Source organism: Geothrix limicola, from assembly GCF_030268085.1.
GTDB lineage: Bacteria > Acidobacteriota > Holophagae > Holophagales > Holophagaceae > Geothrix > Geothrix limicola.
In genome coordinates, this window is the sequence record NZ_BSDE01000003.1 from 704,199 (window position 1) to 718,442 (window position 14,244).

The following is a 14,244-nucleotide window of genomic DNA, read 5'->3' on the forward strand; positions in this document are numbered from 1 at the left end:
GAATCATACAAGATAGATCGGTCATATTCATCACAAAGGGGGTCAGTGGTCAGACCACCGCCGGATCCCCTTGGAGCCGCTGGTGGATCGCCGCCGCGGCGCGGCGGCCCTGACCCATGGCCAGGATGACGGTGGCGCCGCCGGTGATGACGTCGCCGCCGGCGAAGACGCCGGGCAGGGAGGTCTCACCGGTTTCGTTGTCGACGACGACGACACCGCCCTTCAGGGTCTTCAGGCCCTTGTCGGTCATGGCGATGAGGGGATTCACGTCGAAGCCCAGCGCCACCACGAGGGTTTCACAGGGGATCATGATCCGCTCGTCCGTCATCTTGGGGCTGCGGCGGCCATCGGGTCCGGGCTCGCCCAGCTCCATGACGGCGCATTCGGCGTGAGTCATCCAGCCCTTGTCGTTGCCGTGCAGCTGCACGGGCGTCGTGAGGAATTTGAATTCCACGCCCTCTTCCATGGCGTGCTCCAGCTCCTCCTTGCGGGCTGTGGATTCCTTGATGGTGCGGCGGTAGACCACCGTGACCTTCTCGGCGCCCATGCGGCGGGCCGCGCGGGAGGCGTCCATGGCCGTGTTGCCCGCGCCGACGATGATGACGTTCTTGCCGACCGTCACGGGTGTCGTGTGGGTGGGGAAGAGGTCGGCACGCATGAGGTTGATGCGGGTGAGGAATTCATTGGCCGTGTAGACGCCCTTGTACTCCTCGCCGGGGATGCCCATCATCTTGGGCAGGCCCGCGCCGGTGCCCATGAAGATGGCGTCGTTCTCCTTCCGGAGATCCTCCAGCGTCATGCTGCGGCCCACCAGGGTGTTCATGACGAACTTCACGCCCAGGCGGCGCAGGGTGTCCACTTCCTGATCGACGATCTTGTTGGGCAGGCGGAATTCGGGGATGCCGTAGAGCATCACGCCGCCCGGCTTGTGGAAGGCGTCGTAGACCGTGACCTGATGACCCTTCTTGATGAGTTCGCCGGCCACCGTGAGCCCCGCGGGGCCCGCGCCGACGACGGCCACCTTCTTGCCGGTGGGCGCTTCGACCGGGGGCAGCTCCTGGGAGCCCAGCATGGAGTCGCTGGCGTAGCGCTCCAGGCGGCCGATGGAGACGGGCTCACCCTTGATGCCCACCACGCACTTGATCTCGCACTGCTTTTCCTGCGGGCAGACGCGGCCGCAGACCGAGCCCAGGCTGGAGCTTTCCTTGATGACGCGCGCGGCGGCCTGGGGATCATCGTTGACGATCTGCTGGAGGAAGGCCGGGATGTTGATGCTCACCGGGCAGCCTTCGATGCAGGCGGGGTGCTTGCACATGATGCAGCGGGCCGCCTCGAGCTTGGCCTGCTCGGGCGACAGGCCCAGGCTCACCTCGTCGAAGTTGCACACGCGCAGTTCGGGCGGCTGACAGGCCATGTCCTGGCGGGGGATCTTCATCTTCTGGCTGGGCTTGATGGCGCCCAGGTCGAGGTTCTTCCAGTCCAGCTCGGTGACGGCCTCGTTGAGGTACTTCGAGTAGTCCACCGGGCCCGTGGCGGCCACGCGGCCGATCTTGCACTGGTCGGGCTCGCAGATGTCCTTCTCCTCCTGCTTGTACCAGTCGGACCGCATGCGGAGCATGTTGAAGTCCACCTGGTGGCCGTCGAAGTCGGGGCCGTCGAAGCAGGCGAACTTGGTCTGCCCGCCCACGCTGACGCGGCAGCCGCCGCACATGCCGGTGCCGTCCACCATGAGCGCGTTGAGGCTCACGAGCGTGAAGATTCCGTGGGGCTTCGTCAGATCGGAGACGGCCCGCATCATGGGCAGCGGACCCACGGCCACCACTTGGGCGATGGGCTCGCGGGCGATGATGTCCTTGAGCGCATCGGTCACGAGGCCCTTGCGGCCCAGGGTGCCGTCGTCGGTGGTGACGATGAGCTCGGCCGAGGCCGCGCCCAGTTCGTCCGCCAGCAGCACGCGCTCCTTGGAGCGGCCGCCGAGGATGGTGATGACGCGGCGCCCTTCGGCGTGGAGGGCTTCGGCCGCGGGCAGGATCGCGGCGCTGCCGTAGCCGCCGGCCATCAGCACGATGGTGCCTTCCTCCACCAGCTCGGTCGGCGTGCCCATGGGCCCGGCCACGGCGTAGAGGCGGTCACCCGCGCTGAGCTTGCCCATGGCCTGGGTGGTGGCGCCGACCTCCTGCATGATGAAGTGGATGTAGCCCTTCTTGGCATCGCCTCCCGCCAGCGTGAGGGGGATGCGCTCGCTCTCGGGGAAGGGCGCCACCATGAAGAACTGGCCGGGCTTGCGGCCCCGCGCCACCTGGGGCGCCTGCACGATGAAGGACCAGGTCTCGGGGGCGATGAGCTTCTTCTCGAGGATGAGGTAGCCCTCCTGGGTCTCGTCCTCGGACCAGTAGAGCGACTTGCCCTTGAGCAGGGGCAGCATGAGCTTTTCCTCAGCCTCGATGTGATCGCGGATGAGATCCACCAAGCGCTGGCCCAGCAGGGTGAGCGAACGCGGGGCGCGCACCTGGCCTTCGCTGATCTCGGAAAGCAGCTGGAGGGTGAGCTCCCACATCTGCCGGTGGTCGTCGTAGAGGCGCTGGTGCAGGGATTCGGCGCCGATCTCCTCCAGCAGGGGGAAGAGCTCCCGCTCCTCGGCCTCGTTGTGGGCGCGCAGCACCTCGTAGATCCACTTGGCCCCGCCGTCGACCTCAGCCCAGTTCCCGGCGCCCAGGGCCTCGGCCATGCGGGTCAGGCGGGCCTGGGCTTCCTCGTGGGTGGCGTGCCAGTTGGGAGCGGGCAGGTTGCCGGAGCTGATCAGCTGAGTGGCCGAATCGGACATGAATGCCTCCAGATCCGTTCAGCATGAGATGTTCAGGCCCCTAATTCTGTGTCTAAAAACCTAAATGGGGACACTTGTGATCCATTGCACAGGAGGCTGTTATCGCAAGGACTTAGGTTGCAATATGAATATTCCAACATGCTTATTTATTTTTGAATTTACCCCTCTTGCTGAAGGAGGTCCCGCACCTTGGCGATCAGGTCGCGGACCCGGAAGGGTTTCTGGAGGAATCCATTCGGCGGGAGGTCCACCAGCGATTCCAGGGATTCCTTCTGGGTGTAACCGCTGGTCAACAGGACCTTGACCCGGGGAGACCGTTCGCGGATTAGGCGGAAGGCCTCGGCGCCGCCCATCCTGGGCATGGTCATGTCGAGGAGGACCAGATCAATGCTTTCCGCCTGAGCTGCGAAGCGTTCCACGGCGTCCAGCCCATCCTGGGCCTCCACCACCTTGAATCCGGCATTCTCCAGGGCGTTTCGCGCCAGATCGCGGATGATGGCCTCGTCATCCACCACCAGCACGGTGCCCGAGGCCACTTGGCGCGACTGCGGCTCAGGCGCGGGCGGAGCCAGGGGGGATTCAGAGGCGGGGAAGAGCAGGATGAAGGTCGTCCCCTTCCCAGGCGAGCTTTCCACCCGGAGGCCGGCGCGGTGGCCCCGGACGATGCCGAGCATGGCCGAGAGCCCCAGTCCCCGGCCCGTGAACTTCGTCGTGAAGAAGGGATCGAAGATGCGGCCGATGGTTTCGGCGTCCATGCCGCAGCCATCATCCTCGACCTCCAGGCGCACGTAGGGGCCGGGTTCGAGGACCTGTCCGGGGAAGGCGGCGCCGAGTTCGGCGCGTTCATACCGGAGGCCGCGGGTGCGCAGGGTGACGGTGCCGGGATGATCTCCGATGGCCTCGGAGGCGTTGATCACGAGGTTCATGACCACCTGCTGGAACTGGGCGCTGTCGGCGTCCACGGGGGGCAGGTCCGGCTGCAGATCCGTCTGGATGCGGACCTTCTTCGAAATGGACACGGAAAGCAGATCACCCATTTCGAGGAGGATGGCGTTCAGGTCGAGGGGGCGGACGGAGAAGTGGGCCTTGCCGGCATAGGCCAGCAGCTGGCGGGCGAGGTCGGACCCGCGCTGGGAGGTGGCCTCGATGCGCTGGAGCGCGTTGCGCAGGGCGGGGTCGTCCGGAATGCGGTCCAGGGCCACTTCGGTGTTGCCCATGATGGCCGTAAGCAGGTTGTTGAAGTCGTGGGCGATGCCGCCCGCCAGGACGCCCAGGCTTTCGAGCTTCTGCGCCTGGCGCAGGGCATCCTCGACGCGGCGACGGTCGGTGACATCATCCGCCAGGAAGATGGCGCCGATGAACCGGCCCTGCTCGTCGCGCAAAGCCGCGTTGTACCAGTCGCAGCGGATGCGCTGGCCCGTGCACGTGAGGTTCTCCATGCTGAGCCGCGTGCCGGTGCCGCTCTGCAGCAGCGCCTCCCGCCGGGGGCCGACTTCGGCCTGTCCCTCCGGCGGGATGAGCAGGCGGGGATCCTGACCCAGCACCGCCTCCTTCGCGTAGCCGAAGATGCGCTCGGCCGCGGCGTTCCATTCGCTGATGCAGAACGAGGCGTCCGTTTCGATGACGGCGAGCGGCGTGGAGGCCAGGTGGCTGCGGTTCCGCTGCAGGGCTTCGTCCAGGGAGACGTTCATGGCGCGGGCCAGCTCGAGGGCCCGCCGGCGCGTGCCGGACAGCGACCAGACGACCGCCGCCAGGCTGAAGCTCACCGCGAGCCCCGCCAGCAGCAGGAAGAGCGGCTGGTTGCGACCCTCCGCCTGGTAGAAGCTGGGCTTGACGGCATACCGGATCTGCCAGCCGCGACCGCCCACGTCCAGCGCGCGGACGACATCCGAATTGGCGCCCTTGGGCCAGTCCGGGGTGGCGTACAGCCACTGCGGCCCCTGGACGGGAAGGGGATCGACCACCTCCAGCGCGATGCCCTGGTCTTCGCCGCGCAGCACATCCTCGATGAGGGGGCGGATCAGGATGCCCGCGGAAATCCAGCCCCGGAGCGCCAGCCGGCGCTCCTCCACGGTCTCCGGCGTGCCGCGGTACACGGGCACGTTGAGCACCACCGCGTCTTCCCGCCCGGTCGGCTGGGAGAAGTAGACCAGGCTGGAGAGCACGGGCTGACCGGTATCCCGGGCGCGCTCCGCGGTCATGCGCTGGGTGCGGCTGGTGCCGACGTCCAGGCCGAGGCCCCGCACGGATCGCTCGCCGGGTTCGCAGAGCTCGATGATCAGGTGGTCCCCGTCCTGGCCGGGATTCCGGAGGGGAAGGGGGTCCGCGCTTGGGAGGTGGTAGCGCCCGGTCAGCTGCGGCCGGGCCACCATGAAGGCGTCCAGTTCCTGGGGGCTGACCCTCGCGATGAAGGCCAGGCTCGTCAGGCCCGGGTGGCGATGGGGCAGGTCCAGACCGTTGACGTAGGTGCGCCACTTCTCGACGGAGAGGGGCGTGCTGGACTCCTCCGCGAAGAAACCCTGCGCGCCCCGGGTGATGTCCTCGTAGCGCCCCAGCCGGTTCTGAAGGCCCAGCTCCGTGCGGCTCACGAACCGGTTCAGTCGTGCAAGATCTCGCTGGGCCTGGTTCTGAAGGGCGATCCGCCAGGCCATGACCGTGACGCCAAGGCATAGCGCCAGCACGGCCAGGGTCAGCACCCAGGGCCGGAAGAGGCGGCCTGGCTCGGGGGAGGGCGCGACAGAGTGATGGGGCATCAGGGGCTCGTGATTCGCTTCATGTTAGCGATCTTTGCAAAGTGGTGATGAAAGCGGGGAGATGCCCTGCTTCCGCCCCTGCGGTAGGGTGAAGGACGCCGGAGGCCCTGCTTTGGAACTGCTCGAAGAATTCCTGCCCTACGCCCAGGGTTGTCTGAGACACCCCTCGGAGCGGGCACGGCTCGCCGCCATCCTCACCCAGTGGGCGTCGAAATGGCGGGGCAAGCACCGGCTGTTCGACTATTCCCGGAGCCACCACGGAGCCTTCCTGCACTTCAACCAGCTCATGGAAGGGAAGTGGGTCCAGGCCTTCACCTTCGTCGCCACCAAACGCGAAGGCGTCTGCCTGCGGGGCCCCGAACCGGACCGCGGCCGCAAGGCCCACAAGTTCCGCCACAACCCGCTGGATGCGGCCCCACTGGACGCCCTGTTCGAAGCCTGGTCCCAGCACCCCGAGGCCCGGCCCGCCGGGCACGCGGTGGAGTTCTTCCTGGAGGAGACGCCCGACGACGTATGGGCGGCCTGCCTGGAGGAAGCGCTCCGGCACCTGGGCGCCTGAACAGAAAAAATGAAACCGCTAATAACGCGAATGAACGCGAATAGAGAAGAAATGGGCGGCCAGCCGCGACATGGGCAGCGATCTGGCCTTCATTTGCGTGAATTCGCGGTTCGCTTTGCCTTCCTTGGGTCAAACGTTCCTTGCGGATGCCTGCCATTTCAGGCAAGGTGTCAGGACTGACATGCTGACCTCCCGCCGCTTTTTCGCCTTTAGCTTTCGCACCTCAGGTGCGAGGGTAGGCGGCGTCTAGAACCAGAACCGCTTCAGCCATCGCCCCCGAGACCTCACGGCTCGGGGGTTTTCGCATGCAGGAGAACCCATGACCCATTTCGATCCCAAGGCCCTCGCGGACCTCCGCCGCAGCATCGACGCTGTGGACGACCAGGTGCTGGCCCTGCTCAACCGGCGGGCGGGCCTCGCCGCGGAAGTGGGCCGGTTGAAATCGGAGGTCGCGCCCGAGGCGCTCTTCCACGCGCCCAAGCGCGAACGCGAGGTGCTCAACCGGCTGGAAGCCGAAAACCCGGGGCCCTTCCCCGGCGCGGCGGTGCGCACGATCTTCCAGGAGATCATGAGCGCCTGTCTGAGTCTGGAAAAGCCACTGCGCGTGGCCTTCCTCGGGCCCGAAGGCACCTTCACGCACCTGGCGGCCCGGCACCAGTTCGGGGGATCGAGCCAGGCCCTGCCCCAGGGCACCATCCAGGCCGTGTTCCAGGCCGTGGAACGGGCCCACGCGGACTACGGCGTGGTGCCCGTGGAGAACGCCACGGAGGGCGCCGTGGACACGACGCTGGATGCCTTCCTCGACAGCCCCCTGCGCATCTGCGCGGAGATCCTGCTGCCCGTGGACCAGGCACTGCTGCTGCGCCCTGAACTTGAACTGGGCAGCGTGCGGCGGGTCTATTCCCATCCCCAGGCCCTGGGCCAGTGCCGCCGCTGGCTGGAGGCCCACCTGCCTCAGGCGGACCGCATCGAAGCGCCCTCCACCTCGGAGGCTGCGCGGCTGGCACGGGAGGATGCCGAGGGCGCCGCCGTGGCCTCGGAACTGGCCGCCGAACTCTTCGGCCTGCGGGTCGCGGAGACGCGCATCCAGGATCTGGCCGCCAATGCCACCCGCTTCGTCGTGCTCGGTCCCAAGGCCGCCGAGCCGACGGGCCGCGACCGCACCACCCTGCTGGCCATGGCCCAGGACGGCCCCGGCGCCCTGCTGCGGCTGCTCGAACCCCTGGCCCGCCGCGGCCTGAACCTGAGCCGCATCCAGAGCCGGCCCACGCGGAGAAAACTGTGGGAGTACGCCTTCTTCCTCGACGTGGAGGGCCATGCGGAGGACCCACTCATGCACGAAGCCCTCGTCGAACTCCAAAGTGCCTGTGCCTCCCTCAAGGTGCTGGGCAGCTACCCGCAGGCCGTCATGGAAGGTGCGCGATGAAGACGACGATACAGACCTGGACTCCGGATGCCTGGCGCAGCCTGCCCGCCGCCCAGCAGCCCGTCTATCGCGATGATGCGGCCGTCGAGGCCGTGCTGGCCGAACTGCGCGAACTCCCGCCCCTGGTCGTGCCCGAGGAGGTCGATCACCTGCACGCGCTGCTGGCCGAGGCCGCCGAAGGCAGGCGGTTCCTGCTCCAGGGCGGCGACTGTGCCGAGGCCTTCGCGGATTGCCGCGGGTCCATCATCCAGAACAAGCTGCGCGTGCTCCTCCAGATGTCGGTGCTCATCACCCACGGCGGCCGCACCGGCGTCATCCACCTCGGCCGCATCGCAGGGCAGTATGCCAAGCCCCGCAGCGGTGACACGGAGCGCATTGACGGGAAGGAGGTGCCGGTCTACCGCGGCGACATCATCAATGGTCTGGACCCCAGCCAGCGCGAACCCGATCCCCGGCGCCTGCTGGAGGCCTACCACCGGGCCGCAGCCACCCTGAACCACCTGCGGGCCCTCGTGGACGGCGGCTTCGCGGACCTGCACCACCCCGAGCACTGGGACCTCTCCTGGAGCCGGGAGGATGCGGGCCACTACCTTGAAACCCTCGATCAGGTGCGGAACTCCCTGGCCTTCGTGCAGCGTCTGGGAGGTCTTCCCGAGCACCTCCGCACCGGAGAACTCTTCACCAGTCACGAGGCGCTGCACCTGCCCTTCGAGACGGCCATGACCCGCTTCGTGCCGGAGAGCGGCCGCCACTACAACCTGGGGGCCCACTTCCTGTGGATCGGCGAGCGCACCCGACAGCTCGAAGGGGCCCATCTCGAATACATCCGGGGTCTCGCCAATCCCATCGGGCTGAAGGTGGGGGCCTCCATGACGCCCGAGAGCCTGCGGAAGGTGCTGGCCAAGCTGGATCCCGGGCGGCGCCCGGGCCGCCTCACCCTCATCACGCGCTTCGGCGCGGGCCGGGCCGAGGCCGCGCTGCCGGGCCTGATCGAAGCCGCCAGGTCCGAGGGGCATCCCGTGCTCTGGAGCTGCGACCCCATGCACGGCAACGGCCGGACGGCCGCCGGGGGGCTCAAAACCCGGGCCTTCGGCGACATTCTCCAGGAGTTGCAGGAGGTGGCCGCCCTGCACCGAGCCTGCGGGTCTCGCATGGGCGCGGTGCACTTCGAACTGACGGGCGAACCCGTCACCGAATGCACGGGCGGGGTGGAGGGCCTGGACGAGGCCGGACTCCAGCGGGCCTACCGCAGCGGCTGCGATCCCCGCCTGAACCGCAGTCAGAGCCTCGAAATGGCCTTTCTCATCGCCCAGATGATCCGGTAGGACTTTTGCATCCACCCGAGCACAGAGACGGTCCGTTGACAGGGGCCGGGGATGTGTTTTGAAGGAGGTGGGTCTGGTACGATGGCTCCCCACCCTCGATTTCAGACCGGAAGAAAGCCCGAATTCTTTCGCTTTTCTTTTTACCAGTTGGCTTTACCTACTGTAACGTTATCAACGATGTTCATTTCCCAGGGGTTGTATATGAGTCAGGGAAAGCGCGGGATTCTTGGTCTCGTCCTAGCGGCGGCTTTCTTGGGAATCATGGGCTGCGGCGGCGGCGGGAAATCCACCGGCGGTGGAACCCTGCCCCAGACCAGCGTGCCGCCCACGGTGACCTTCGACAGCTGGGCCCCCGCCGACACCTCCCTGGTGCAGTTCAAGACCTATACGTTCAGCGCCAGTGGCAATGATCCGAACATCGGCGGCGCCGTCACGGAATTCCAGTGGGATTTCGGCGACGGTACCAAGGTCACCACCCCCGCGGTGCTGGCCGGCGGCAAGGCCAGCGCGACCTACACCTATGCCTACACGACGGGCGCATCCGCCACCCTGAGCGTCGTGGCCAAGAACAGCGCGGGCCTGCTTTCCACGGCCGCCACCCATGCGTTCACCATCACGGCCGCGCCCTCGCCGCTCACCGTGGCCTTCACGACGCCCGCTTCGGCCATCACCATCAATCCGGCCCTGGGATCGAGCTATGCCCTCACCTACCAGGTCCACGTGACGAACACGGGGACCGGGACCGTCAGCGCCTCCGGCATCGTCCTGGATCCGGGTGACGCCCTGGCCACCGTGGCCACTGCCACCGACATGGGCGGCGGGGACTGGAGCGTCGTTGCCACCTATCCAGCCGACACCACCCTGACGTCCCGGACCGCCACGCCCAAGGTGAAGGTCGTCGATTCCAACGGCGTCAGCAGCGTCCAGGTCACGGGCCCCGTGGTCACGATCAAGACCGTGTCCCTCGTCAACAATCCGCCCGCCATCACCATGGTGGCCACGCCCCAGATTCCCGCCGGGGCCAACTCCACCTGGCAGAACGTCGCCATCGCTTTCGCAGCCACGGCCGTCGATCCCGACGGGGACACGCTCACCTATACCTGGACCTTCGGGGACGCCGGCAAGGGCGACGTGAGCGCCACCCAGGCGAGCGCTGCGCTGAACCAGTCCCACACCTTCGCCGCGGCCGGTGTCTACCCCGTGACCTTCACGGCCAATGACGGCCGGACCGGTGGCCTCAAGTCCATCACACTCAACCTGAACATCCTGGCCAACGCCGCGCCTGCCGTGACCATCGTGCAGACGCCCGCGGGCACACCCTATGCGAATGTGCCCCTCACCTTCACCGCCTCGGTGACCGATGCCGACGGTGACACCCCGACCATCAGCTGGGATTTCGGCGATACCACCGTGGCGACGGGCAACCCTGTCATCCACAGCTTCCTGGCCTCGGGCCCCACCGTCGTCAAGGCCACGGCCGACGACGGGAAGGGCGGCGTGACCGTCCAGACTCTCAGCCTGAACGTGCTGGCCAACCGCGCGCCCGTGTCCGCGGTGTCCACGCCGACGGCCACGCTGTACCAGAACAAGGCCTACACGTTTACCGCCGCCGCCACCGACCCCGATGCCGGCGACACCATCGCGCAGTACCAGTGGGATTTCGGCGATGGCACGGGCGTCCAGAATTCCGCCACGACCACCATCAACCACACCTACGCCGCCACCTTCACGGGCAACGCCCAGGTGAAGGTGCGGGCCGTCGACAATCACGGCAGCACCGGCGACTACAGCCAGGTGGTCGCCTTCCCCGTGGTGACGACGCCCCTGCCGGTGGTGACCTTCGTGAGCCCTGGGGCCACGACTCTGAACGTGGATCTGAGTGCCTCGGTCCTTCAGGACTTCGGCTTGACCGTCACGAATCCCCGGGCCGGAAGCCCCGGGGTGGTTGACCCCCTTCCTGTCGCCAACATCACGTTTACCCCGAACGATCCCGGTGCCATCGTGACCAACAAGGTCAGCAACGGGGGCGGCAGCTACACCTTCACAGTCCAGTATCCGGGTGCTGCTGCGACGGGCACGCGCACGGCCGCGCCATCTGCTTATGCGGTGGACACGGTGGGCATCCAGGGCCTGCCCACCACGGGGCCTGTGATGACGATCAAGACGATGGGCGCCAACCATGCCCCCCAGATCGTTGTGACAGTTCCTGTTACGCCGACTTCTTCAGCCTGGAGTTCAAAGCCGGTGCCAGTGGCTTTCACCCTCACTGATCAGGACGGTGATCCGGTGAGCTATAGCGTGGACTGGGGCGATGGTTCTGCTCCGACCACTGGAGCCACCACCACGGATACCAAGGTTGGTGCGAACATCTCGATCCAGCACGTCTTCACGGATGCTTGGGTTTCCGGGCATCCCTCCGCCACCGTCATCGTCTCGGCCAACGATGGCCGTTCCTCCAACGGCACTCTGACGGGTGTGGCCACTCCGGTGACACTGACCTTCAATCTGGCTTTCAATACCCTTCCAACGTCGACCATTACCTCCCCGCAATCCAGCGGGACCCTGCCGGCTCCCGGAAGCATCAAGGGCGTCACCATTCCCGCAGGGGCCAAAGATCCCGATGTCGTCGTGCTTCCTCTGGGTGGCAAGCTCATCTTTGACGGGACCTACACCCTTCCAGCCAGTGGAGAGCAGGTCACGGTGTCCTGGTCCTTCCCGGGAGGTTCTCCGAGTAGTTCCAGTCAGCAGCATCCGGGCCAAGTCAGTTTCCCTGGTACCCCGGGTGTCATCACGGCGAACTTGGTGACCTTCACGGTAACCGACCCCTATGGACGCACCTCTGGGGTGCTTGATTCCGGGACCGCCACGGGTGGGAGCACCACAACCCTGATTGATACCACCAAGGCTTGGACTGCCAATCAGTGGGTTGGCTCCTATGTGAGGATCGTTTCAGGTGCGGGTGCCGGACAGCTTCGTGCGATTACCGCGAACACGGGTACCACGATCACTTGGGTTGCGGTGGGCACACCGGCTGACGTAGCACCGGATAGCACGTCAATCTACCGAATCGAACTGAATCCGAAGACCAATATGAAGTGGGTACTGGTGGATGGCACCCAGACTCAGAATTTCGTCCTGAGTTTCCTGTACCGCACACGTTCGGATACGCAATTGGCGGACACCTATGACTACGTCAGGAGCCTTGCCAATGGGATGGGACAGCCGGTCCAGATTTTCCAGGATGGTCTGAGCAACTCCTATCCCGTCACCGATGCCACCAAGGCCACGGTGTCGATTCCCGTTCGTTCCAACCTTCCCTTCTGGGTCAGCATTCCTAAATTCGGGAATGATTTCGGGTACATCTTCCGGATCCCCAATCAGCCCGGAGTCGACACGACGCTCGGGAACGCCACTCCAGATCCTTCGAAGGGCACCTTGTTCGGGTTCGCCAATGCAACGCCACCCTATAATCCCACCCTCCAGGTGGTGACGGCTGCCGGCTTCGCAACGGAGACTGCACCTTCGGATCAACGTCGAATCCAGGGAAGCATTGATCTCTTCAACAACCTTACTTGTGATCTCCTCTATCAGCCCAACTTGCGGTGGCTGGACCGACTCTCGGTGCCGCTGACCGATCCACTAGGGGCGAACGATCAATTTGTTGAACGGTCCAACAACATTGGTGCTTTCTCCGGCCTGAAGGGTTACCAAAGCTTTGGCGAGTGGTGGATCAGCCTGAAGGCTGGCGAAACCATGGATTTCAATTCAGACAAGTATTACCGCGACACCACCAGCACTACTGATGCCGACCGGCGCAAGGCTGCGACTGGGTCACTTCAGACGATCAACACCCCCAGTGACATGGGTTTCATCATCGACAGTTCAAAATACAATACGGACAACCAGAGTACGGAGCACTTCAGTGTCACCGGGATTCAGGCTTATCGCGCGCCTGCCAGCACTTCCGATCCATATGATTTCGACAGCCTGATTAACCGACTGCCGAATAGCCGCCTGTCGGACACAAATCCGACGGCGCTGGACCTAACCGCCACAACTTTCATGCAGGGCATTCTGACGAACGCTCCTGGGACCCTGGCCTTGCAGGGCGGCTTGAGTTCGATCGCAGTTCCTTATAATTCCAATGATGTTAATAGGAAGCCCTATAATCCGAATGTTTATAATCCATTCTTGCATCGCGCCTCGTTCGGTTATGCAGAGTACCTCTGGTCCAAGGCCTTTGCGCGGCCTCTGGTAATGAATCGCACCAGCGCCAGTTCTTTTGATACAGATAACGCCCTGCTGAATACAACTACTCCACTCGGCAGAATCACGGTTCCGTGCTCCAGCCCCGCGGTCGACACCGACATCTTGCTTCCCAAGTTCTTCTACAGCGCACCTGCTGGAGCTTGGCCGAAGCTGAACTCGATCTTCCCCGACAACAGTTCCTTCGACCTGAATGTGACTGAGAGTGGAACCTTTGATTTCACGGCTTCGCCGATCGCCATTAATGGAGGCACACCCTTGACCACGGGGGTTGGCCGATTCTTCTGGACGGCCTTTAACCCGAATTACAATGCGGCACCCGGGGCGCTCATTTCTCGCACATGGCAGGCCGGGGGAGTCCATCATTTCCCGACCAGCTTCTCGGGTTCCTCCACTGATCCTGTCTCGGCCTGGGGATTCCTGCCCCCCCAGGACACCATGGTGGACAAGCGTGGAAGGAACGGCGACGGGAGCCTGAACGGCCAGACTCTCGGCGGTTACCGGATCCAATGGTTCAATCCGACCACTGATTCGAGTTCCGAGGTGATTGCACCAGATTTCTGGGTGGTCGAACTGACTGCCAACAACAACACCTCTCATTTCTTGCTGCCGGGAGGTTATCCGGTTGGAACGGGGAACCAGAGTGTGACGGACCCGATTCTTACCGATGCCCGCAGGTTCCTGCCCTCTCAGAACACCCCTGCTGCTGGCGCAAAGTCCGATGGAACTGACACTGTCGCCCCAGGCTACTGCTGGTTCGACGTGCCACCGGAGCTTCGCCCTCAGGCTGGGAGCAGCGCCACCGTGACCATCTATGCGCTGCGTTCGGTGTTGAAGAATCAGACTGGGTATCGCCCGGTCAACCGCCCTGAGTGGATTGAAGCCATCAAGACTGCCACGGCACCCATCAGTCTCAAGCCGGGCGGTATTGATGTTAGCCAAGGCCACAAAGTTCCCTTCAACTACCCCTGGGATATCGTTGTCGTCAACGGGCCCGCGACCCCCGTGGCCCCTTGATCTGATCTTCATGCGGGCACCCCGGATTCCGGTCCAGGGTGCCCGATTTTTTCATCCGAGTCCGAAGGAGGACC

At 65.0% G+C, this 14,244-nt stretch carries 6 protein-coding genes; 4 read left to right on the forward strand and 2 right to left on the reverse strand.

The window, feature by feature from the left end; translation table 11 throughout:
* Nucleotides 1-49 precede the first annotated feature (49 nt).
* Together gltA and QSJ34_RS11055 are read right to left on the reverse strand one after the other, a co-directional pair.
* Nucleotides 50-2,824, reverse strand: coding sequence for an NADPH-dependent glutamate synthase (gene gltA / locus QSJ34_RS11050; RefSeq protein WP_285575111.1), 2,775 nt, complete (start codon nt 2,822-2,824; stop codon nt 50-52).
* 158 nt (nt 2,825-2,982) lie between these two features.
* The gene (locus QSJ34_RS11055; protein ID WP_285575112.1) at nt 2,983-5,577 is read right to left on the reverse strand and encodes a CHASE domain-containing protein; all 2,595 of its coding nucleotides are present in this window, start codon (nt 5,575-5,577) and stop codon (nt 2,983-2,985) included.
* A 112-nt stretch (nt 5,578-5,689) separates the two neighbouring features.
* Between QSJ34_RS11055 and QSJ34_RS11060 the strand changes: the two genes are divergently transcribed.
* The 4 genes from QSJ34_RS11060 to QSJ34_RS11075 all read left to right on the forward strand — a co-directional run bounded on the left by QSJ34_RS11060 (nt 5,690) and on the right by QSJ34_RS11075 (nt 14,170).
* Nucleotides 5,690-6,136, forward strand: a complete 447-nt coding sequence (locus QSJ34_RS11060; RefSeq protein ID WP_285575113.1) for a hypothetical protein — start codon at nt 5,690-5,692, stop codon at nt 6,134-6,136.
* A 319-nt stretch (nt 6,137-6,455) separates the two neighbouring features.
* Nucleotides 6,456-7,562: a prephenate dehydratase gene (gene pheA / locus QSJ34_RS11065; protein WP_285575116.1), complete on the forward strand. Its 1,107-nt coding sequence runs from the start codon at nt 6,456-6,458 to the stop codon at nt 7,560-7,562.
* Nucleotides 7,559-8,887 carry a 3-deoxy-7-phosphoheptulonate synthase class II gene (locus QSJ34_RS11070; protein WP_285575118.1) on the forward strand — a complete coding sequence of 443 codons (1,329 nt, stop codon included), beginning with the start codon at nt 7,559-7,561 and terminating at the stop codon, nt 8,885-8,887. The genes pheA and QSJ34_RS11070 overlap by 4 nt, the downstream gene beginning before the upstream one ends.
* Nucleotides 8,888-9,088: 201 nt before the next feature.
* Nucleotides 9,089-14,170, forward strand: coding sequence for a PKD domain-containing protein (locus tag QSJ34_RS11075; protein ID WP_285575120.1), 5,082 nt, complete (start codon nt 9,089-9,091; stop codon nt 14,168-14,170).
* Nucleotides 14,171-14,244 lie beyond the last annotated feature (74 nt).